General features: G+C 24.2%; 18 protein-coding genes and 2 tRNA genes. 11 read left to right on the top strand and 9 right to left on the bottom strand.

What is annotated here, in order from left to right:
• Positions 1-137: 137 nt before the first annotated feature.
• Positions 138-536: a flagellar hook-basal body complex protein FliE gene (locus D9V80_RS00315; RefSeq protein WP_158353101.1), complete on the top strand. Its 399-nt coding sequence runs from the start codon at positions 138-140 to the stop codon at positions 534-536.
• 242 nt (positions 537-778) lie between these two features.
• On the opposite strand, the gene gltX is transcribed toward D9V80_RS00315, so the two are convergent.
• Positions 779-2,176 (bottom strand): glutamate--tRNA ligase, encoded by a 1,398-nt coding sequence (gene gltX / locus D9V80_RS00310; protein ID WP_158353099.1) that lies wholly within the window; start codon positions 2,174-2,176, stop codon positions 779-781.
• Between the two features lie 155 nt (positions 2,177-2,331).
• On the opposite strand from gltX, the gene D9V80_RS00305 reads away from it, so the two are divergent.
• Positions 2,332-2,404: transfer RNA gene (locus D9V80_RS00305), tRNA-Val, on the top strand.
• A gap of 19 nt (positions 2,405-2,423) precedes the next feature.
• Positions 2,424-2,496, top strand: a tRNA-Lys gene (locus D9V80_RS00300).
• An 11-nt stretch (positions 2,497-2,507) separates the two neighbouring features.
• Here D9V80_RS00300 and ligA read toward each other — a convergent pair.
• On the bottom strand, positions 2,508-4,523 hold the full coding sequence (gene ligA, locus D9V80_RS00295; protein WP_158353097.1) for an NAD-dependent DNA ligase LigA: 2,016 nt from the start codon (positions 4,521-4,523) through the stop codon (positions 2,508-2,510).
• Between the two features lie 289 nt (positions 4,524-4,812).
• Here ligA and cysK point away from each other — a divergent pair, with 289 nt between their 5' ends.
• The 4 genes from cysK (at position 4,813) to crr (ending at position 8,459) form a co-directional block, all read left to right on the top strand.
• Entirely contained in the window at positions 4,813-5,754 is a 942-nt protein-coding gene (gene cysK, locus D9V80_RS00290) for a cysteine synthase A (RefSeq protein WP_158353095.1), read from the top strand.
• A 71-nt stretch (positions 5,755-5,825) separates the two neighbouring features.
• Positions 5,826-6,083 (top strand): HPr family phosphocarrier protein, encoded by a 258-nt coding sequence (locus tag D9V80_RS00285; protein WP_158353093.1) that lies wholly within the window; start codon positions 5,826-5,828, stop codon positions 6,081-6,083.
• 111 nt (positions 6,084-6,194) lie between these two features.
• Positions 6,195-7,928, top strand: a complete 1,734-nt coding sequence (gene ptsI, locus D9V80_RS00280) for a phosphoenolpyruvate-protein phosphotransferase PtsI (RefSeq protein WP_158353091.1) — start codon at positions 6,195-6,197, stop codon at positions 7,926-7,928.
• A 27-nt stretch (positions 7,929-7,955) separates the two neighbouring features.
• Positions 7,956-8,459 carry a PTS glucose transporter subunit IIA gene (gene crr, locus D9V80_RS00275; protein WP_158353089.1) on the top strand — a complete coding sequence of 168 codons (504 nt, stop codon included), beginning with the start codon at positions 7,956-7,958 and terminating at the stop codon, positions 8,457-8,459.
• 270 nt (positions 8,460-8,729) lie between these two features.
• Here crr and D9V80_RS00270 read toward each other — a convergent pair whose 3' ends face one another.
• Positions 8,730-9,956, bottom strand: a complete 1,227-nt coding sequence (locus D9V80_RS00270) for a tRNA CCA-pyrophosphorylase (protein ID WP_158353087.1) — start codon at positions 9,954-9,956, stop codon at positions 8,730-8,732.
• A 232-nt stretch (positions 9,957-10,188) separates the two neighbouring features.
• On the opposite strand from D9V80_RS00270, the gene ribB reads away from it, so the two are divergent.
• The gene (gene ribB / locus D9V80_RS00265) at positions 10,189-10,821 is read left to right on the top strand and encodes a 3,4-dihydroxy-2-butanone-4-phosphate synthase (RefSeq protein WP_158353085.1); all 633 of its coding nucleotides are present in this window, start codon (positions 10,189-10,191) and stop codon (positions 10,819-10,821) included.
• A gap of 153 nt (positions 10,822-10,974) precedes the next feature.
• Here ribB and tsaD read toward each other — a convergent pair whose 3' ends face one another.
• A complete protein-coding gene (gene tsaD, locus D9V80_RS00260) occupies positions 10,975-11,997 on the bottom strand; it encodes a tRNA (adenosine(37)-N6)-threonylcarbamoyltransferase complex transferase subunit TsaD (RefSeq protein ID WP_158353083.1) in 1,023 nt (340 codons plus the stop codon).
• A 134-nt stretch (positions 11,998-12,131) separates the two neighbouring features.
• Between tsaD and rpsU the strand changes: the two genes are divergently transcribed.
• The 3 genes from rpsU to rpoD all read left to right on the top strand — a co-directional run bounded on the left by rpsU (position 12,132) and on the right by rpoD (position 16,194).
• Positions 12,132-12,347, top strand: a complete 216-nt coding sequence (gene rpsU, locus D9V80_RS00255) for a 30S ribosomal protein S21 (protein ID WP_158353081.1) — start codon at positions 12,132-12,134, stop codon at positions 12,345-12,347.
• An 89-nt stretch (positions 12,348-12,436) separates the two neighbouring features.
• Positions 12,437-14,185, top strand: a complete 1,749-nt coding sequence (dnaG, locus tag D9V80_RS00250) for a DNA primase (RefSeq protein ID WP_158353079.1) — start codon at positions 12,437-12,439, stop codon at positions 14,183-14,185.
• Between the two features lie 155 nt (positions 14,186-14,340).
• Positions 14,341-16,194 carry an RNA polymerase sigma factor RpoD gene (rpoD, locus tag D9V80_RS00245; protein WP_158353077.1) on the top strand — a complete coding sequence of 618 codons (1,854 nt, stop codon included), beginning with the start codon at positions 14,341-14,343 and terminating at the stop codon, positions 16,192-16,194.
• Between the two features lie 95 nt (positions 16,195-16,289).
• Here the strand turns inward: rpoD and cysE are convergent, their stop codons facing one another.
• The 5 genes from cysE to argC all read right to left on the bottom strand — a co-directional run bounded on the left by cysE (position 16,290) and on the right by argC (position 21,810).
• The gene (gene cysE / locus D9V80_RS00240) at positions 16,290-17,135 is read right to left on the bottom strand and encodes a serine O-acetyltransferase (RefSeq protein WP_158353075.1); all 846 of its coding nucleotides are present in this window, start codon (positions 17,133-17,135) and stop codon (positions 16,290-16,292) included.
• Between the two features lie 154 nt (positions 17,136-17,289).
• Complete coding sequence (argH, locus tag D9V80_RS00235) at positions 17,290-18,663, bottom strand: argininosuccinate lyase (protein ID WP_158353073.1); 1,374 nt, start codon at positions 18,661-18,663, stop codon at positions 17,290-17,292.
• Between the two features lie 72 nt (positions 18,664-18,735).
• Entirely contained in the window at positions 18,736-19,953 is a 1,218-nt protein-coding gene (locus tag D9V80_RS00230; RefSeq protein WP_158353071.1) for an argininosuccinate synthase, read from the bottom strand.
• 49 nt (positions 19,954-20,002) lie between these two features.
• Entirely contained in the window at positions 20,003-20,782 is a 780-nt protein-coding gene (gene argB, locus D9V80_RS00225) for an acetylglutamate kinase (protein WP_158353068.1), read from the bottom strand.
• A gap of 20 nt (positions 20,783-20,802) precedes the next feature.
• The gene (gene argC / locus D9V80_RS00220; RefSeq protein WP_158353066.1) at positions 20,803-21,810 is read right to left on the bottom strand and encodes an N-acetyl-gamma-glutamyl-phosphate reductase; all 1,008 of its coding nucleotides are present in this window, start codon (positions 21,808-21,810) and stop codon (positions 20,803-20,805) included.
• Between the last annotated feature and the right edge of the window lie 21 nt (positions 21,811-21,831).

Raw genomic sequence — 21,831 nt, 5'->3', positions numbered from 1 at the left:
TTATAATAAATCATACATCATGTAATTTAATATAAATAATTTTTTTTAATACAATTAATACACTAAAAAAATAAAAAAATTAAATTCTATAAAAAATAATTTTTATTATTAAAATAAATCATTTGGAGAAAATTGTCATGTTTCAAAAAGTTTGGAATAATATTGAAAATTTAATACATAATACATACTTTAAAATAAAAAACAATAATATAAAAAATATACAATCATCTAAAAAAATGTCACAAGCTTCAAAAATTAAAATAGATAATTTTAAAAAAGCTTTACTAATTAAAAAAGATGCATTAAAAACAAATAAATCTAACAAAGTAAAAAAATATACAAAAATGGAAATTCAAGAAATAATTAATAAAATGAGAAATAAAAACAAAAAACATGCAGCAACAGTACAACATACATTAAATATTAGTCAACTTTTTATAGAACTAGAAAAAAAAGCATTATCCTTAAGTATCATTAGTTCTGTTAAGAAAAAAATTATTGATGCTTATCAAGAAATACAACATACATCAATATAGCTGAAGAAAAAAATTGTTTTTCTGTTGAATATTAAAAACATATATAATCAATAAAAATTACTTAAAATAAAAATCTACATACAGTCATAAAATTATTTTAGTTTTATGACTGTATATTTTATAATATTATATTAATATATTTGTATATTTATGTTTATTCTAAATAATACTAGAATCAAAAATAATAAGCGCTGAAAATTATATATTTAATAAAAACTTTATATAAAAATAATCATTATATATTAATTATTCTTAATGAATTGAATACAATTCTTAATCCTTTTTAAAGTAAGTGTTTTACCTAAAATAAAAATAATTTCAATTATACTAGGAGATATATCACTACCAGTTAAAATTATACGCAAATTCATATACACATCTTTCGTAAAAAAACATTGTTCTACTATTGTATTTTTTATACATCTTTGAATATTTAATATACTCCAATTTTGTAAAAGATAAAATTTTTTAAAAAAAATACATGTAATATTTTTACATAATTTATGTACATAGTTTTGTGATAGAAGAATAAAATTAATATGAAAATCAGAATAAAAAAATTTACTACCATCTATAATTTCATTTATAGTAGAACATCTTTTTTTTAATAATCTAATAATATTTATTTGATTAATATCAAAATGAATATTTATTTTCTTTTTTTTTAATAATTTTTTAAATTCAATAACGACATATTTTTCTGGTAAAGTATTTAAATAATAATGATTTATCCATAATAATTTACGTGTATTAAAAATACTCGGAGCTTTATTTACTTTTTTTAAAGAAAACAATTTAATCATCTCATTTAATGAAAAAATTTCTTGATTTCCATGTGACCAACCTAATCTTACTATATAATTTAACAATGCTTCAGGAAAAAAACCTTGATTTTGATAATATGTCATTTCGTAATTTTTATTACGTTTTGATAATTTTTGTTTATTTTTATCTATAATCATTGATACATGAGCATATTGTGGAATTTTAAAATTTAAAGATTTATAAATATTAATTTGTCTCGGTGTATTATTAATATGATCTTCACCTCTAATAACATGAGTAATATTCATCCTATGATCATCAATTACAGAACAAAAATTGTATGTAGGTATACCATTTGTTCTTTGTATTATTAAATCATCTAACTCCTCATTATTTACAGAAATATTACCTCTAATACAATCTTGAAATATAACCCGCCCTCTTTCAGGATTCTTAAAACGTACAACATATGGTTTACATAAATCTTTAGTAATATTTTTACATGTCCCATCATATTTAGGTTTATCTCCATTAATAATTTGTACATCTCTAATTTTCTTTAAATGTTCAGAAGAACAATAACATTTATATGCTTTTTTTTGAGTAATTAGTTGTAAAATTATGTCGTTATAGAATTTTAAATTATGACTTTGAAAATATGGACCTTCATCCCAAGATAAACCTAACCAATTTAAAACATCCAAAATAGATGAACTATATTTTTGATTCGAAGTATTAAAATTAGTATCTTCAATTCTTAAAATAAATTTACCACTATAATGTTTAGCAAATAACCATGCATATAAAGCTGTTCTGATATTTCCAATATGTAATAAACCAGTAGGACTAGGAGCAAAACGCGTTACTACTTTCATCTTTAATCCTTTTTTTTAACATCAGAAATTTTAAATACACATTTATATATCAAAATTTAGATAAAATAAAACAAATTTAAATTAAAAATACAAAAAAAAATTTTTATAAAAAAAAGATTGACTATGTTGATTTAACCTTTACAATATATAAATTAGGGTGATTAGCTCAGAGGTTAGAGCTCCTCTTTTACAAGGAGGAGGTCGGCGGTTCAAATCCGTCATCACCCAAATTTTGTATTCAATATTAGGGTCGTTAGCTCAGTTGGTAGAGCAGTTGACTTTTAATCAATTGGTCGCAGGTTCAAATCCTGCACGACCCATAAAAAAAATACTATATTTTCTTCATTAAACTATCTTCATTAATCATTAACATCTTCATTTTTTTTGCTTTTAAAAATTTCATACCTGGATTTTCTCCATATATCAATATTTCAGTATTTTTAGAAATATTTGAATACAATCTTGCTCCTTTTTTATATAAAACTTGTTTTATTTTATGTCTAGAAAAATTTCTTAATCGACCAGTCAGCACAACTTTTTTTTTCCAAAAAAAATTTTTTGGAATTTCTTCTAAAGATTCTAATGGTTGTATACAAACATAACTAACTAAATTTACAATATTTTCTTGAAAAGAAATATTCTGAATGTAACGAAAAATACGATTTGCAACAATATTTCCTATTTTAGGAATACTTGTTAATTCACTAATAGAAGAATGTATAAAACAATCAATTTTTTTAAAAAAAATAGCTAAATTATTTGCAGTAACAATTCCAATATCTTTTATTCCTAAAGCATAAATAAAACGATGTAAAGATATGTTTTTAGATCGTTTTATTTCTAAAAGAATTTTTTCTGCTTTTTTTTTATTTATATATTTTAGCATCATTAAACTAGATAAATCTAATTTAAAAAAATCTATTGGTTGACTAACTAATTGATGAGTTAATAATTGATTAACAATTTTTTCTCCTATTCCTTGAATATTAAATGCTTCTTTAGAAACAAAATGTAATAATATTTTTTTTTTTTGACCAAAACAATTTAATTCATTCGTACATCTCATCGTTTTTCCATCATTGAACTCAATAATTTTTGAAGTACACATAGGACAATATATTGGAAATTCAATAATCTTTTTTACAGCATGAATATGTGTTGAATATAAATTTTCATTAAATACCTGAACTATATAAGGTATAACGTCTCCTGCTCTATGCACAATAACTTTTGCTCCAATAAAAACACCTAACCTTTGTATTTCGTATTTACTATGTAAAGAAGCGCTTTTAATTATTACACCTCCTATTTTTATTGGAGCTAACTTAGCTACTGGAGTAATTATCCCAGTCCTACCTACTTCAAAACTTATTCCAATAATTGTAGTAACATTTTCAGAAGGTGTAAATTTTACAGCTATAGCCCATTTAGGATATTTATTAGTATTACCTAAAATTGTTTGATCAAAAATATTATCTACTTTTACGACTATCCCATCAATTTCATAATCAAATTTTGTTCGATTATTTTGTATATTTAAAAAAAATTTTTTTATATCATTAATATTCTTAGATAACACAATATTTGAATTGATAGGAAAACCATATTTCTGCATTTTTTGCAAAAAATTAAAATGACTAACAAAATTATTTTTTGGAACACATAATCCAAAACCATAACAAAAAAACATTAAATTCCTATGTAACGTAACTTCTGGATTATTATGTCTTAAAGAACCGGCAGCAACATTTCGAGGATTAGAAAAAGTAAATTTTTTGTTTTTTAATAATACATTTAATTTATAAAATTCTGATAACGGAATATAGACTTCCCCTCGTATTTCTAAAATATCAGGAATATTAAAATTTTGATTTAATATTTTTGGAATATTTTTAATATTAAACGCATTTAAAGTAACATCTTCTCCTTGAACACCATCCCCACGAGTTAAAGCACGTATTAAAATTCCTTTCTTATACAATAAACTAATTGCTACACCATCAATTTTTAACTCACAACAAAAATTATGTTGCTTATTTAAAAAGAAACGTTTATTAATTTTTTTTTCAAAATTACTTAATTCATTAATATTATAAATATTATCTAATGACAACATAGGAACAAAATGTTTTTTTATTTTAAAATTTTCTAACATTAAACTACCTACCTTTTCAGTAGGAGAAATATCCTTAAAATCTTGTGTTTTTTTTTCTAACAAAATTAGTTCTTTAATTAAATTATCATATTCAAAGTCTGATATTATTGGAGAATCTAATGTATAATATAGATATGCATGATAACAAATAACATTTCTAAGTTGATTTAAATCAACATTTTTTTTTTTCATAAAATTACAACCAACTATTTTAAAAATAAGTATATATTTCTTTATATATACTATATTTTGTGTTTTAAATACTTTTTGATATATAAATAAATATGAAACGGTGCCATTAAAACAATCAAATATCTTTAATATATCATCGCTGATGATAAAATTAATACTTTAAATTGTTACATATTAATTTATGTATAATTGTATTATAAATAAAAATATACACAATTTATATTACATATTCATGTATAACATTTATCCAGATTTTTCTATAATTATTTATATCAAAAGGTACAATATCATGCATAAAATATACCAAGATAATTCTTTTACTATAGGAAATACCCCTTTAGTTCAATTGAATCACATTGGAGAAAAAAAGATATTTGCAAAAATTGAATCTCGTAATCCTAGTTTCAGTGTTAAATGTCGAATTGGTTCCAATATGATTTGGGAAGCTGAAAAGACAGGATTATTAACTAAAAAAAAAATTTTAGTAGAAGCAACAAGTGGTAATACTGGAATTTCTCTTGCTTATGTAGCAGCAGCACGAGGTTATCAACTAATTATTACTATGCCCGAAACTATGTCAAACGAACGAAAAAAATTATTAATTGCATTAGGAGCACATTTAAAAATCACTGAAGGAAAATATGGAATGAGAGGGGCAATTGAAGCAGCACATACAATTACACAAAAAAACCCTCATACACATCTTATGTTAAAACAATTCGAAAACCCTGCAAATCCAGAAATTCACAAAAAAACAACAGGTCCTGAAATTTGGAATGACACCAATGGAGAAATAGATATACTAGTTTCTGGAATAGGAACTGGAGGTACTATTTCCGGTATTAGTCAATATATTAAACTCATTCAAAAAAAACAAAACTTAATCAGCGTAGGAGTAGAACCAATTAAATCACCTGTTATTACACAGTTTTTATCTGGAAAAAAAATACGTAGTCAACCTCATAAAATTCAAGGCATTGGTGCAGGTTTTATTCCAAAAAATTTAGATCTAAATATATTAGACAGAATTATTACCGTTTCTGAAGAAGATTCTATAAAAATGGCTAAAATACTTATGAAAAAAGAAGGAATTTTATCTGGCATTTCTTCAGGAGCAGCAGTAGTTGCAGCATTACAAATACAAAACGAACGTCAATTTAAAAATAAAAAAATAATAGTAATTCTTCCTTCTTCTGGAGAAAGATATTTGAGTACTGAATTATTTCAATAAAAAAATACTAAAAATTTTTAAAAAATTTGTAATTTAAATCACAAAATATCATTTATTTAAGGAATAAATATATGTTTTCCACAGATATTACAATCCTTTCCCCAAATGGATTGCATACTCGTCCAGCTGCTCAATTCGTAAAAGCAGCTAAAGAATTTTCATCTGAAATTACTATTACTTTTAATAATAAAACAATTAATGCAAAAAGTTTATTTAAAATTCAAACATTAGGATTAACATATGGAACAAAAATAAAACTATCCGCCAACGGAGAAGATGAACAAAAAGCTATAAAAAATCTTTCTCAACTTATACAAAACTTAGTTTAAAATATTTTAAAATTTTGTATGTTAATTCATTTATCAACTTCAAATAAATATGTCATTCAATTATCATGTATTACATTAAATTAAATTATTATGAATATTAAAGGTAACATTATGATTTCAGGTATTTCAGTATCACCAGGGATCGTTATTGGAAAAGCGTTGTTAATACAAGAACAACAATTTTTTATTAACAATAAAAAAATATTAAAAAAAAATATCGATCAAGAAATCAAAAAATTTTTTGAAGCTCGAAAAAAAACAATTAAAGAAATTGAATTAATACAAAAAAAAAATTCAAAAAAAATAGAAAAACATCAATGTTCTATTTTTGAAGGACACATCATGCTTATTGAAGATGAAGAATTTGAACAAGAAATTCTACTTTTAATTCAAAATAAACATTATTCAGCAGAATACTCTGTTAATCAAGTCATCGAAAAACAAGCATTAGAATTAGAAAAATTAAAAGACGAATATTTAAAAAATAGAGCAATAGATATACAAGATATCGGAAATCGATTAATAAAAAATATTTTAAATATTGAAAATATTAATTTAGAAAATGTTGACCACAATACTATTTTAGTTAAAAGAGATTTAACTCCATCAGAAACAGCTCAAATTAATTTAAAAAAAATTATTGGATTAATTACTGATTTAGGCAGTCATACTTCCCATACTTCTATCATTGCTTGTTCATTAGAAATACCTACTATTGTTGGAACAACTAATGCTACTCAAAAAATCAAAAATGGAGACATTATCATACTAGATAGTATTAATAATGAAATACATATTAATCCTGAAGATACTACAATTACATTAAAAAAAGAGATTAAAAAAAAATTTTTATATCAAAAACAACAATTAAAAAAAATAAAAAACTTATTTGCTATTACTCTTGATAAACATAGAGTAGAAATTGGCGCTAATATCAGTACTCCTCAAGATATTGAAGGAGCAATCAACAATGGTGCAGAATGTATTGGATTATATAGAACAGAATTTTTATTCATGGGAAGGCAACACCTACCTTCAGAGAATGAACAATTTGAAGTATATAAAATGGTTGCTACAAAAATGGAAAAAAAACCAGTAATTATTAGAACAATGGATATTGGAGGAGACAAAAACTTACCATATATAAAACTACCAAAAGAAGAAAACCCTTTTTTAGGATGTAGAGCAATACGTATTTCTATGATGAAAAAAGAAATATTATATGATCAAATTAAAGCTATTCTTAGAGCATCTATTTTTGGTAAATTAAAAATTATGTTTCCCATGATAATTTCAGTAGAAGAAGTAAAAATTTTAAAATTAGAAATAGATAAAATTAAACAACAATTATATGAAAAAAAATGTTTATTTGATGAATCTATTAAAATAGGTGTAATGATAGAAACTCCTGCAGCAGCAATGTTGTCACATCATTTAGCAAAAGAAGTAGACTTTTTTAGTATTGGAAGTAATGATTTAACACAATATACTTTAGCGGTTGACCGCGGTAACGATTTAATTGCAAATTTATACGATCCAATGAGCCCTTCTGTACTGAACTTAATTCAAACAGTCATACATTCTGCTCATAAAGAAAAAAAATGGGCTGGAATATGCGGAGAATTAGCTTCAGACGAACGAGCTACAGCATTGTTATTAGGAATGGGGATAGATGAATTTAGTATGAGTGCTTCTTGTATTCCAAAAATTAAAAATATCATTAGAAATAGTAACTTTCAACAATGCAAAAAAATAGCAGAAAAAGCGTTAAAACAACCAACTTCACAAAAGTTAATATCTACTATTCAACCTTTAATAAAGAAGTACGATGAAATATCGTTTTAAATAAATACAAATGTTCAGGATAAAAATATGAGTTTCTTTTCAAATTTTTTACAATCAAATACAACAAATTCAAAAAAAACTGTAAAAATAATTGCACCTTTATCTGGAAAAATAATAAATATCGAAGATGTTCCAGATGCAGTATTTGCAGATAAAATCGTTGGAGATGGTATAGCTATTGTTCCTACAGGAAATACAATAGTGTCCCCAGTAAATGGGGAAATTAAAAAAGTGTTTAATACTTTACATGCAATTTCTATAAAATCAAATGAAGGCATTGAATTATTTATACATTTTGGCATAGATACAGTAAAACTAAAAGGAAAAGGTTTTTGTAATATTATTCAAGAAAAAAAAACAGTAAAAAAAGGAGATATATTAATTAGTTTTGATTTAGAATTTTTAAAAAAACAAGCAAAATCTGTAATTACACCAATTATAATTTCTAATATAGAACAATTAAAAAAATTGGAAAAAATGTCAGGGGTAGTTATAGCAGGAAAAACAACTATTATGGTTGCACACATGTAATTTATTTGTATAAACGGCACCTTAATCGTGCCGTTGTTAATATTAAAATAAAAAATAATAAAAATAATGATTCATTTATAAAATATCTTCACTAAAATATAAATTTTATACAAAATTCAATTTAATACAAAACTTGAAATAATTTAGTAAAAATATACTGATATAGAATCAATATTTATTTTATTTATCTCAATGTAGATATCAAAAAATTTCAAAAAAAAAACTCATAAAATTCTATAAAACATTTTCACTATGCACACATGTTTAATATTAATATTTACTCCTCCATTTTTGGAGAACATATACTCTTCTTTTAAATAATTCATCACTTATTTGTTTTCCCCGAAAACCCTCATCTAAAATTTTAGAAATAGAAACAGATTGAGCAATACAAAACGACTTTCTTAAAAAACCAATATCTACAATAGAAATTTGATTTCGTGTCTCAAAATAATTCATAAAATTTTTTAAATAAATTTTCATTAATATACAAAAAGAATTGATAATCTTAGGATTTCTCCAAGCTCCTATAGAATAAAAAAAATTTAAAATATCTTGAGAAGATTGATATTGTATATTCATTATAAAATAATGATATTTAAAAACAAAAAGTGACAAATTTCTAACATAAATAGGAAAACATAATCTTTTAAAAAATTTTTTTAAAATAAAAATATAATTTTTATTGTTAAAATCTTTTTTAATTAAATGATTATTTAATAAAGAAATATGTTGAATTTGAAATAAACTAGCAAATCTTATTTCAATTTTATTACTTATTTGAGATATTAAAGCTAAATTTCTTAAAAAAAAATTATCTTTTATAAAATTCTTATAATATAAAAATGAATGATTCCATAACATATATAATTCAGGAAATAAATGATTTACTGCACAACATCTTTGTAAAGTCATGAAATAAACATGTGGATTTTTGGTTTTCATAGCTTTTTCAGTTTCTTTCCATATACGATAAGGTTCTAAATATACTAATTCTTTTGTCTCAACCATATAACATATCAATTTAAAAGTTTCTTGAGCAATAATAAATCCCATATGAAAAAATTCTGCTAAAAAACGTGCTACTCTTAAAATTCTTAAAGGATCTTCTGAAAAAGCAGGGGATATATGTCTTAAAACTCTTAAATTTAAATCTTGTCTGCCATTAAAAGGATCTAAAAAATTATTCTTTTCATCCCTTGCTATAGCATTAATCGTTAAATCTCTACGATATAAATCTTCTTTTAAAGTAATTGAAGAAGAAAAATTAACAGAAAATCCACCATAACCTAAACCAGATTTTTTTTCTGTTCTAGCTAAAGCATACTCTTCATTTGTTGTAGGATGTAAAAAAACTGGAAATTGTTTACCAACTTTTTTATATTTTCTTCTCAAAAAATAATCTGGTGTAGCACCAACTACTACCCAATCATTATCAGTAATTGAAAGACCTAACAAAAAATTACGTACAGCTCCTCCAACTAAATATATTTTCAATATTATTACCTAAGTATTGTTATGTAATTATATTTTAATGCATATAACACTTTTTACAAACTTGTATATATAATAAATAAATTTTTATAAAAAATGAAAAATAAAAAAATGTACTTGGTAAAAATAATACTATACTGATATAATTTTTGTCAGTAATATATTTAACCATTTTTCATCAAAAAAAAATTTTTTTAATATTACAATTAATCCATTCTTAATTAAAATTATTTATATGAAAAAAAAATTAAAAACAATATTTGGATGTCCTCACCAACGCATTAAAAATGCAATTTACGCGATTCAATCAGGAAAAGGAGTAATTTTATTAGACGATGAAAAAAGAGAAAATGAAGGCGATTTAGTATTTGCTGCAGAAACTATGACAGTAGAACAAATGGCTTTGACCATTAGACATGGAAGTGGAATCGTATGTTTATGTATTACTGAATCTAAAAGAAATCAACTAGAACTACCAATGATGGTGACTAACAATACTAGCGCATACCAAACTCCTTTTACAATATCTATAGAAGCAAAAAATGGAGTTACAACAGGAGTATCTGCACAAGATAGAATTACTACAATTTTAACAGCAAGCTCTATTAATGCACAGCCTCAAGACTTAAACAGACCTGGTCATATATTTCCACTATGTGCTCATAAAAAGGGGATACTAGGCAGACCAGGACATACTGAAGGGTCTATAACTTTAGTGCAATTAGCTGGATTTCAACCACTAAGTGTAATATGTGAATTAACCAATCCAAACGGTTCCATGGCAAAAACAGAAGAAGTAATTTATTTTGCAATTAAAAATAACATGCAAGTTTTAACAATAAATGACCTAATTCTTTATTTATTATAATGAAGTAATAATTAATGAAATTAAATAATTTAACAAAATTTGTGAGGTACAATTAAAAATAATATTAGTAGTAAATATAATATTAAAATTTAAATTTTTTTAACAAATAATTTAAATTAATTAATTATCATTAAAAATTTTAAAAAAATAAATTTAAAAAGTAGTTACATCAGATATACTCCATTTCGGATAAACTCTGATTTTTTTAGAAAAAGATAAAGATTCTTTTAATCTTAGCAATCCAACATAAGCAATCATCGCAGCATTATCTGTACAAAAATTATGATTTACAAAAGACACCGTACCTTTTAATTCTGTTACCTTTTGAAATAAAGTAGAACGTAATAAATCATTAGAGCTAACTCCGCCTGAAACAACTAAATTAAATAAATTAAGCCGATTCATAGCTCGTTCACTTTTAATTACTAAAGTATCTATCCATGCTTCTTGAAAATATTTTGATATGTCAGCATAAGAATATTTACGACTACTAATAGCAGTAAAAACACTAGTTTTTAAACCAGAAAAACTAAAATCTAAACTATTGGATTTTGTCATCGGACGAGGAAAAACATATTTTTTTTTCCCATTGCTTTTCTTAGCTAATTTAGATAAAATAACACCGCCAGGGTAGCCTAAACCTAGGAAACTTGATACCTTATCTATTACCTCACCAACAGAATCATCTTTAGACTTTCCTATTACCTCATACTCACCACTGCTTTTAGCGTGCACTAGCTGTGTGTGTCCTCCAGAAACTATCAAACCTATAAATGGAAATTTTTTTTTTATTTCAAAAATATTTTTTTTTTCTATCCCAAAAGATAGAAGATGAGCTTCTATGTGATTTACTAAAATTATAGGGATATTGAGTGCATATGCTAAAGAATGACCTAATGCTGCTCCAATCATTAAAGATCCTGGTAATCCAGGTCCTGCTGTGTAAGCTATAGCATCTATATCTGAAAATTTACAAGAAGATTCCTTTAAAGCCTTTTTAATCAATGGTACTATATGTATTAAGTGTTTTCTTGCTGCTATCTCTGGAACTACACCTCCATATTTTGAATGTGAATAAGCTTGGTTATGTAGTTGATTGTTTAACAAACCTAAATTATCATCATATATTGCAATACCTGTATCATCACAGGATGTTTCAATTCCAAGAATACGCATAAAATTTTAGCCTTCAGAATTAAATTTTTTTGAGGGATATTTCAAAATTTATATTTTTATATTATATTATACATTATAAAATTTATAAAAAATTTTATAAATTATAACTGCAATTATAAGGTGTTATATTATTTATGCCAATTATTAAAATAAGAGAAAATGAACCTTTTGATGTTGCTTTAAGACGTTTTAAACGTTCTTGTGAAAAAGCTGGTATTTTAGCTGAAATGAGAAGAAGAGAATTTTATGAAAAACCTACAACTGAAAGAAAAAGAGCAAAAGCATCTGCAATAAAAAGGTTAGCTAAAAAATTATCTCGAGATAATTCGAAAAGAATACGTCTATATTAATAATTAATTATCACAGTGTGTTATGTATGACCGTTCTACATTAAAAAAGTTCGGTCTATATATCTATATATTTAATTTTCAAGGAGTATATGTTAGAAAAAATACCTCAAGAATTTATCAGAGAACTAGTTTATAAGACAGACATAGTTGAAATAATTAGTCCTTATTTAAAATTAAAAAAAAAAGGTTATAATTTTTTAGCACATTGTCCATTCCATTCAGAAAAAACTCCTTCTTTTACTGTTAATCTAAAAAAACAATTTTATTATTGTTTTGGATGTCATGAACATGGTAATGTTATTGATTTTTATATGAAATTTCATAATCTAAAATTCTTAGAAGTAATAAAAGAATTGTCAATTATGCATGGAATGGAAGTATTCTTTAATAATTTTTTTAAAAAAAAAAAAAATAAATATAAAAAAATCGATATTCTCTATACAATAACTAAGATTGCATGTAAAATTTATCAAGAAAATTTGTTTTTAAATACTAATAAAAATGTTTTAAATTATTTTATTAAAAGAGGAATTACAGAAAATATTCTAAAACATTTTTGTATTGGGTATTCTGATTCTAATATTGACTTTTTTTTAAGTAGATTTTTAAAAAAAAAACAGGATATCAATAATTTATTGAATGTTGGTTTACTAATAAAAAATAATCAGATATTTTTTGATAGATTTCAAGAAAGAATTATGTTTCCTATTCGGAATTATTATGGTAAAATTACTGGTTTTGGTGGTAGAGTGCTAAATGATTCTTCCCCGAAATATATTAATTCTCCGGAAACATTGATTTTTAGTAAAAAAAAGCAATTATATGGATTGTACGAAGTAAAAAAAAAATATTCTTTTTTAGAATATTTAATCATAGTTGAAGGCTATATCGATGTTATTACTTTAGTGCAATTTGGCATTTACCGTGTTGTATCCATTCTTGGTACAACTATTTCTAGTAATCATTTAAAAACTTTATTTCGTGAAACTGATACATTAATTTATTGTTACGATGGAGATATTTCTGGAAAAAAAGCTGCATGGAGAGCTTTAACTAAAACTTTATCTCATCTTTTTGATGGAAAAGTAGTAAAATTTATTTTTTTACCTAAAAATGAAGATCCTGATAGTTATATAAAAAGATATGGAAAATGTTCTTTTAAAAACAAAATTAAAAATTCAGTTTCTTTATCTGATTTTCTTTTTTATGTCTTATTAAAAAAAATAAACTTAAATTCAATTGATGAACGTAGTAAACTAGTAGTAAGAATACTACCTTTGCTTTCTAAAATTCCTAGTAAAACTACACAAATCTTAATGAAACAAACGTTATTAAAAAAATTAGGAATTCTAGAAACGTATCGTTTTTTTTTAGAAAAAAATAAAAAAATTATTTTAAATAATAATTATGAAAAAAAATTTTTAAAACATACTACTTTACGAATCTTAATAGGTTTGTTAGTTCAAAATCCTTGTTTATCTATTTTAGTAACTAATATGTCTAATTTGAAATCAAAAAAATTCTTAGGTTTATCTTTTTTTTTGGAAATTGTACAATTATGTCAAAAAAACTATAATATGAATACTGGACAACTCATAGAGCTATATAGACACAATACTAGGTTTGCTATTATAAAAAAAATTGCAAAATGGAATCACATGATTCAAAAAAAAAGTGAAAAAACTGTTTTTTTAGATGCTTTAAAAGATTTAGAACGAAAAATTTTAGAATATGACTACAATATTCTTTTAAAAAAAGAACGTTTACATGGTCTTGAACATAGTGAAAAACTTGCATTATGGGATTTAAACAAAAAATTATACATGTTAAAAAAATAAAAAGTTTTAATTTTAATTATTATGTAATTATTAAAATTTATTTGTTTATTTTTACATTTGTATATTATACTAATTATAAAAAATTATTTATTATACTATAATTGATTTATCAATAATTATTTAATCATTTATAAAAAATTTGGTAGATATATATTATGAAACAAAAATCACAATCTCAATTAAAAATACTTGTATTACATGGAAAAGAACAAGGGTACCTTACATATTCTGAAATTAATGATCATTTACCAGAAGATTTAATTGATTCTGCACAAATTGAAAATATTATTCATATGATAAATGATATGGGTATCAGAGTATTAGAAAAAGCTCCTGATTCTGATGATTTAATTTTAAACGAGACTGTGTTACCGAATACTGATGAAGATGTGGTAGAAGCAGCAACACAGGTACTATCAAATGTAGATTCTGAATTAGGTAGAACGACTGATCCTGTTCGCATGTATATGCGCGAGATGGGTAGTGTCGAATTACTTACCAGAGAAGGTGAGATTAATATTGCCAAACGCATTGAAGAAGGAATTAATCAAGTACAATGTTCTGTTGCTGAATATCCAGAAGCTATTACGTATTTTTTAAATCAATATAAAAAAGTTCAATTGAATGAATTACGCTTATCTGATTTAATTACGGGATTTGTTGATCCAAACGTTGATGAAATATTAAATCCTTTTTCTATACACATTAGCTCCGAATTTAGTCAATATGATTTAAAAGAGAATATTGATGTACTACATGATGTAGTGGAAAATGTAGAAGAGGCGGAAGATGAAAATGCTATCGATCCAGTATTAGCACAAGAAAAATTTTTTATACTTCAAAAACAATATGAAATTACTTATCATAATTTAAAATTAAAAAAAAGACATCATAATGATTCTATAAAATCTATAAAAGATTTATCAGAAATTTTTAAACAATTTCGACTTGTTCCAAAACAGTTTGATGCTTTAGTAAAAAATATGCGTTCAGTTTCAACTACAATAAAAAATAAAGAGAATAAAATTGTTGAAATATGCGTAGATAAATGTCAAATTCCAAAAAAATTTTTTCTAAAATATTTTTTAGATCACAATATTTATTTTAGTTGGTTGGATATTTTAATAAATATGAAAAAAAATTGGTCTGTAAAATTGTTATTTGAAAAAAAAAATATCACGAAAATACTTTCACAATTATCTGATATTGAAAAAAAGACTGGTTTAACTATTCATGAAATAAAAGATATCAATAAAAGAATATTGATTGGAGAAGAAAAAGCAAAAACTGCAAAAAAAGAAATGGTGGAAGCTAATTTAAGATTAGTAATTTCTATTGCAAAAAAATATACTAATAGAGGATTACAATTTTTAGATTTAATACAGGAAGGAAATATTGGTTTAATGAAAGCAGTAGATAAATTTGAATATAGAAGAGGTTATAAATTTTCAACATATGCAACTTGGTGGATTAGACAAGCTATTACTCGATCTATTGCAGATCAAGCTCGAACTATACGAATTCCTGTACATATGATTGAAACTATAAATAAATTAAATCGTATTTCTCGTCAAATTTTACAAGAGATAGGGAGAGAGCCTACTCCGGAAGAATTATCTAATAGAATGTTAATTCCTGAAGAAAAAATTCGTAAAGTACTTAAAATTGCAAAAGAACCTATTTCTATGGAAACTCCTATAGGAGATGATGAAGAATCACATTTAGGAGATTTTATTGAAGATACTAATTTAGAACTTCCTCTACAATCTGCTACTTCTGAGAGTTTAAGGTCTGCTACACATGAGGTATTATCTGGATTAACTCCAAGAGAAGCTAAAGTATTACGAATGAGATTTGGAATTGATATGAATACAGATCATACTTTAGAAGAGGTAGGAAAACAATTTGATGTTACTCGAGAACGTATTCGACAGATAGAAGCAAAAGCTTTAAGAAAACTTAGACACCCTAGTCGTTCTGAAGTATTAAAAAGTTTTTTAGATGATTAATAATGAATTTTATTGAAATAAAATAAATTTTGTTTAAAAGGAGTAAAGCTTCCTCAAAATTGGGAGCTTTATTTTTATTAAAAATGTATTTTGTATTAAATACCTGATCCGTTATTAAATTTTTCTTGTTTATATTTTGATAAATAATGTTTTTTTTGAAAAAAATTAATTTTATTTGTTTTAACATTATTTTTTTGTAATGTTGTACCAATTATTTTTGCAGGAATGCCTGCAACAATGGAGTACGGTTTTACTGTATTTAATACTACTGATCCAGCTCCTATAATAGAATGAGTTCCAATTTCTATATTTCCAATAATTTTTGCTCCTGCCCCAATGATTACTCCTTTTTTGATTTTTGGATGTCTATTTCCAGGTAGTGCATGTTTACCTCCTAAAGTAACAGAATGTAAAATAGAAACATTATCTTCAATAATAGTAGTTTCTCCTATAACAATTCCAGTGGCGTGATCTAACATTATTCCACTTCCAATTTTTGCAGCTGGATGTATATCCACTGAAAAAATAGTAGAAATTTGGTTTTGTAAATATAATGCTAAAGATATTCTATTTTGATTCCATAAAATATTACTAATTCGATATGCTTGTAATGCATGAAAACCTTTAAAATATAATAGTGGAACATGATAATTTCTTACAACTGGATCGTGATGAATAATATATTGTAAATCTTTTTTTATTTTATATTCTAATATTGAACGATAAGATTCAATAGATTGAATAATATTTTTCATGTTTTGAGTGGTAAAAGTATTTGTTTTTAATTTATTTGATATAATATGTATTAATGAATCAAATATACTATCATGATTCAGTAAATTTATTTGATAAAAATTTTTTAATTCTTTTTCTTTTTCTAAAATAGAATATATTTCTTTTTTTATTTTAAACCAAATATAATTTAAATTAAAATTGTACATGGAATGTTTCCGAATTTTTAATGAAAATATTAATTATAGTAATTATTATTATAGAATAATTTCAATAATTATTTACATACATGTGAAAGTACAATAGAATTAAATAATTCAATATTATTGAATTATTTAAATAATACTATATCTAATTTAAATTTTACAATATCTGTTTTTTTGCATTATATATTGCAATTAAAACTTGTTCTTTAGAAGTTCCTCCATGAGATTTATATTTTTCTATAGAATTTTTTATAGAAATATAATGAAATACATCTTTTTGAATTAAAGGGCAAAATTTTTGAAATATTTTTAAATCTAAATTATCTAATGATAATTTCTTTTCAATAGCTTTTAACACTATTTTTCCAGTAATATGATGAGCATCACGAAAAGCTATACCTTTTGACACAAGATAATTGGCTAATTCTGTAGCATTACTATAACTTTTTTTTGCTGATTGATAACATACCTTATCATTAACTTGTACTTTTTTTATTACTAATGTAGACATAATTAAACAATCTTTCCATGTTTTTATAGCATCAAATAATCCTTCTTTATCTTCTTGTAAATCTTTGTTATATGCTAATGGCAAACCTTTTAGTACAACTAATATACTTATTAGTGAACCATATACTCTTCCACATTTAGATCTTATTATTTCTAATATGTCGGGATTTTTTTTTTGAGGCATTAAAGATGATCCAGACGTTATGGAATCTGAAAAAGTAACATAATTAGCTTCACCTGAATTAAAAAAAATTAAATCTTCTGCAAATCTTGATAAATGTGACATGCTTATGGAAGCATTAGATAAAATTTCTACTACATAATCTCTATCTGAAACTGAATCTAAACTATTGTTAGTTGGGTTTATAAAGTCTAAATTTTTAGATAATTGAAATCGGTCAATACTCCAACTATTTCCAGCTAAAGCTCCTGAACCTAATGGACATGTGTTTAAACGAATTAACGAATCTTTTAATCGATATACATCTCTTGTAAGCATTTCATAATATGCTAGACACCAATGAGAAAACCGTATAGGTTGTGCTCTTTGTAAATGTGTATAACCTGGCATAATAATATCTATATTTTTTTCAGCTTTTTTAATTAATTTTTTTTTGAATGTATAAATAATTTTTATTAATTCTTTAACTTGAAATCGACACCATAATTTTAAATCTGTAGTCACTTGTTCATTTCTACTTCTACCTGTGTGTAATTTTTTTCCTAATATACCTAATTTTTCAACAATTTTTTTTTCAACCCATGAATGTATATCTTCACTATTACTTAATGCAATTTTATTAATATTTTTTTTTACAGATGTTAATATTATAGTTAATGTTTTTTCAATTTTTATTTGTTCTTCTAAAGTAATGATATTTCTTTTTTTTAAAGTTTTTGACCACATAATAGAAGAAATAATATCTTCTTTTGCTAAAATATAATCGAAATGAATAGATTTATTAAATTCTTCAAAAAGCTTATTTGTGGAATTTGAAAATCTACCTCCCCATAAATTCATAATTTTTTTTCCTTTTATCAAAATAAAAATTAAATATATGTTTATATTTGAATAAATTATAGCAATTAAATTTTAATTTTTATTTTTATTTTTTAATGCTCTAATTTTAGCAGGTAATGTAAAAATACGAATAAATCCTTGTGCATCAGTATGATTATAATTTTTATTATCTTCAAAAGAAGCATATGTTTCTGAATAAAGAGAATATGGAGATTTTTTTTTTAAAACAGTAATATTACCTTTAAATAATTGTATAACTATTTCACCAGTCATTCTTTTTGTAAATGATTTCATTGAATCTATTAATGATTGATTTAAAGGAGAAAACCATTTTCCATCATACACTGTATATGACATTTCTAAACCTACTTGTTTTTTCCATTTTAAACTTTCTCTATCTAATATTAATTGATCTAAAGATTGTAATGCTTTTACTATGATAGAACCACCTGGAGTTTCATAACATCCTCTAGATTTCATTCCAATCAATCTATTTTCTACAATATCAATTCTCCCTATTCCATGTTTTGATCCGATTTGATTTAATTTTTTTAAAGATTTCAAATAAGAATATTTTTTTTCATTTATAGAAATAATGTAACCGTTTTTTATTTTTAAATGAATTTCTTCTGGAGTATTAGGAGCTAAAATAGGATCAGTAGTCCAACACCAACAATCTTTTTTTGGTTGATTCCATATATTTTCTAGTATTCCACCTTCTGTAGAAACATGCCAAATATTTTCATCTCGACTATATATTTTTTTAAAAGTAATTTCGGTTGGAATATTTTTTTTTTTTAAATAATTAATGATATCCGAACGAGAATTTAAATCCCATTCTCTCCATGGTGCAATGATTTGTAGTTGTGGAGCGAATGTTGTATAAACATTTTCAAATCGTACTTGATCATTTCCTTTTCCAGTAGCTCCATGACATAAAGCATGAGCATTTAATTGTAACGCTAATTCAATTTGTTTTTTAGCAATGATAGGGCGTGCCATTGCTGTTCCTAGTAAATATTCACCTTCGTATAAAGCTCCAGTATGCAATACAGGATATATATATTTTTTTACAAACTCTTCTTTTAAATCATAAACATAAGCACTAATTGCTCCTGATTGTAATGCTTTTTTTTTAATTTGTATTAAATCTTGTTCAGATTGACCAATATCAGCTATAAAAGCGATAACTTCAAACTTATATTTTTCTTTAATCCAAGGGATAATAGCTGACGTATCTAATCCACCAGAATATGCTAAAACTACTTTTTTTTTATTATTTTTATTCATATGCAATATATCCGAGAATTTAGTGATTTTTAAATGTACGTTGATTAAATTAAGGAATTATTGTAGTTCCAATGGAATGATTTTTAAATAGTAATTGATCTAAGTTTTTATCATTATAACTAGCTATTTCAATTGATTTTTTTAATATTATGGAAGCATTTAATGCTGCTTGTACTTTAATTATCATTCCGTTTTGTATAATTCCTTGTTGAATTAAATTTTTTATTTCTTTTTGATTAATTTTTTTAATTCTTTTTCCTTTTCCATCTAATACTGCAGAAACATCCGAAAGAAAAATTAAATTAGCATTTAGACTACAAGCTAACGCTGTTGCTGCAAGATCAGCGTTAACATTCATTATATTGCCAGATTTCGTAATTCCTATTGAATTAATAATTGGAAGAAGATTATTTTGGCATAATAACTGTAAAAAAAATGGATTTCCAGGATGTGGTATTCCTACATATCCTAATTTTACATCTGTAGTTTTTTTTATGATTACACTATCTCCATCAGATAAACATAATCCTACTGCATTAATATTATTTTTTTTTGCTTGAGAAAGGATTATTTTGTTAGCTGTGCCTGATAAGACTCCTGTAATTAAATCAATATTATTTTCATCTGTGATTCTTATTCCTTCTTTTTTTTTTATTGGTATTGATAAACGATTCATTAAATCATCTACTAAACAACCTCCTCCATGGATGATTATAATTTTTTTGTTTTTGAGTACGGATTGATTAGAATTTAAAATTGAAAAAAAATTATTTATAAATTGCTGTTTCTTTAAAAAAATGCCGCCAAATTTAATAATTATATTATTCATTCATAATGTTTCCAAGAAGTTTAAATTAAAGATGTAGTTTCAATACTTCCAAATTTTATATTAAAACATTGAATTGCTTGAGAAGCAGCTCCTTTTAATAAATTGTCTTCAGTGACTACTATAACAATATATTGTTTTTTTGTAATAAACCCAAGATCACAAAAAGGTAATCCAATAACAGAAATTAAATTAGGTATATTATCTTCATATAAACGTATTAAAGGTTTATTTGAATAATAATTATAGTATGTTTGAAAAATTTTTTGTTTTTGTATTTTTTTCTTTAAACGACATGTTATTGTTGCAATAATTCCTCTACAAAAACTTCCTAGATGAGGATTAAATATAATTGGTATTCCTAAATGAGTTTCTATTTCAGGTTGATGTCGATGTTGAAATAATTTATAAGGAGTTAAACCGGTTTCACAAGAACTATTTTTAAATGGAGGATTTTTACCTGCACCACTAATTCCACTTATTGCATTTACTACAGGTAAATAATTTAAGTCTAATAAGTTTGATAAAACTAATGGTTTTAGTCCAATTTGTATTGCTGTAGGGTAACATCCTGGGATAGCAATTAACGATTTTTTTTTTATTTCGTTAACATTTACAAATTCTGCTAATCCATATATTGCGGAATTTAATAGCTCAGGATGCTGATGTTGAAAATTATAAAATTGTGTATATATTTCTTTTTTTTTTATTCTAAATGCTCCAGAAAGATCAAATACTATACATTTATAGGAAAGAAAAAGAGGAACTAATGTGTGACTAACTATATGATCAGTGGCAAAAAAAACGACGTCAACATTTTTTGCAAATTTTTCTGGTTTTATTAAAGGTTCTAATTTTAAATTTATGATGTTTTTTAATTTTTTATGTATTTTGTCAATAGTAAAATGAGCATCCTTACTATTTTTTGAAACAGATAAAGTAATGTTACTCACTTTAGGATGTTTCGATAAATAAATGGCTAATTCTACTCCAACATAACCACTTGCCCCAATTATTAATATTTTTAACATTCAAAATACCTTATTTGGAAA

The organism is Buchnera aphidicola (Thelaxes californica), assembly GCF_005080825.1.
GTDB classification, from domain to species: domain Bacteria; phylum Pseudomonadota; class Gammaproteobacteria; order Enterobacterales; family Enterobacteriaceae; genus Buchnera_I; species Buchnera_I aphidicola_V.
Note: the sequence above shows the minus strand (reverse complement) of the source record. Positions and strands in the feature narration are given on the sequence as shown.

Coding starts and splice junctions, on each gene's coding strand:
- cysK (WP_158353095.1), top strand. CDS start 4,813: ATGCATAAAATATACCAAGATAATTCTTTTACTATAGGAAATACCCCT.
- argB (WP_158353068.1), bottom strand. CDS start 20,782: ATGAATAATATAATTATTAAATTTGGCGGCATTTTTTTAAAGAAACAG.
- gltX (WP_158353099.1), bottom strand. CDS start 2,176: ATGAAAGTAGTAACGCGTTTTGCTCCTAGTCCTACTGGTTTATTACAT.
- D9V80_RS00315 (WP_158353101.1), top strand. CDS start 138: ATGTTTCAAAAAGTTTGGAATAATATTGAAAATTTAATACATAATACA.
- argH (WP_158353073.1), bottom strand. CDS start 18,663: ATGAATTTATGGGGAGGTAGATTTTCAAATTCCACAAATAAGCTTTTT.
- cysE (WP_158353075.1), bottom strand. CDS start 17,135: ATGTACAATTTTAATTTAAATTATATTTGGTTTAAAATAAAAAAAGAA.
- tsaD (WP_158353083.1), bottom strand. CDS start 11,997: ATGCGTATTCTTGGAATTGAAACATCCTGTGATGATACAGGTATTGCA.
- ptsI (WP_158353091.1), top strand. CDS start 6,195: ATGATTTCAGGTATTTCAGTATCACCAGGGATCGTTATTGGAAAAGCG.
- dnaG (WP_158353079.1), top strand. CDS start 12,437: ATGTTAGAAAAAATACCTCAAGAATTTATCAGAGAACTAGTTTATAAG.
- ligA (WP_158353097.1), bottom strand. CDS start 4,523: ATGAAAAAAAAAAATGTTGATTTAAATCAACTTAGAAATGTTATTTGT.
- rpoD (WP_158353077.1), top strand. CDS start 14,341: ATGAAACAAAAATCACAATCTCAATTAAAAATACTTGTATTACATGGA.
- D9V80_RS00285 (WP_158353093.1), top strand. CDS start 5,826: ATGTTTTCCACAGATATTACAATCCTTTCCCCAAATGGATTGCATACT.
- argC (WP_158353066.1), bottom strand. CDS start 21,810: ATGTTAAAAATATTAATAATTGGGGCAAGTGGTTATGTTGGAGTAGAA.
- rpsU (WP_158353081.1), top strand. CDS start 12,132: ATGCCAATTATTAAAATAAGAGAAAATGAACCTTTTGATGTTGCTTTA.
- crr (WP_158353089.1), top strand. CDS start 7,956: ATGAGTTTCTTTTCAAATTTTTTACAATCAAATACAACAAATTCAAAA.
- ribB (WP_158353085.1), top strand. CDS start 10,189: ATGAAAAAAAAATTAAAAACAATATTTGGATGTCCTCACCAACGCATT.
- D9V80_RS00230 (WP_158353071.1), bottom strand. CDS start 19,953: ATGAATAAAAATAATAAAAAAAAAGTAGTTTTAGCATATTCTGGTGGA.